Source organism: Kocuria cellulosilytica (genome assembly GCF_040981245.1).
In the GTDB taxonomy this organism is placed as follows: domain Bacteria; phylum Actinomycetota; class Actinomycetes; order Actinomycetales; family Micrococcaceae; genus Kocuria; species Kocuria cellulosilytica.
The window spans coordinates 1-514 of sequence record NZ_JAVFWZ010000151.1; the positions used below are offsets into that span (position 1 = coordinate 1).

Here is a 514-nt window from a genome sequence, read left to right on the forward strand (position 1 = left end):
GGGCGAGGGCATCCACCTGGGCGCCATGGCCGGCTCCGTCGACGTCGTGACCCGCGCGTACGCGGGGCTGCGCGTGCGCGGCGAGTGGCTGGAGTTCGACCCGGCGCTGCCGAGCCAGCTGGACCGGGTCTCGTTCACCGTGCTCTACCGGGGACAGGTCATCCGGGTCTGCATCGACCACCACGTGCTCGAGCTCGAGGGCTCCTCGCGCCGGGCCGACAACGTCACCATCCACGTCCACGGCGCGGAGTACGTGCTCAAGGGCGGGCAGAAGATCCGGGTGGCGATCCAGCACCGTGCCCCGCACGCCCCTCTGCCGGTGGTGTCGCGGCAGGCCTGAGCCGGGCGGTGGCGTCGCGACACGCCTGAGCCCGGCCCCCTGCGCCCCGGGACCGGGCCCGGGCGCAGGGGGCCCGGGACGGGCGCGCCGCGGCCGCTAGGCTGGGGCCATGGAACGCTGCGCCCCGACCGGTCTGGTCCTCCCGCACGCCGGGCACGCGCCCCGGGTCGCCCC

1 protein-coding gene is annotated in these 514 nt (G+C 76.7%); it reads left to right on the plus strand.

Going from position 1 to position 514, the window contains the following annotated elements; all coding sequences use genetic code 11:
* Positions 1–340 (plus strand): glycosyl hydrolase family 65 domain-containing protein (locus RCG67_RS17445; RefSeq protein WP_368828081.1); only part of this gene is annotated, 340 nt, incomplete at its 5' end.
* Between the last annotated feature and the right edge of the window lie 174 nt (positions 341–514).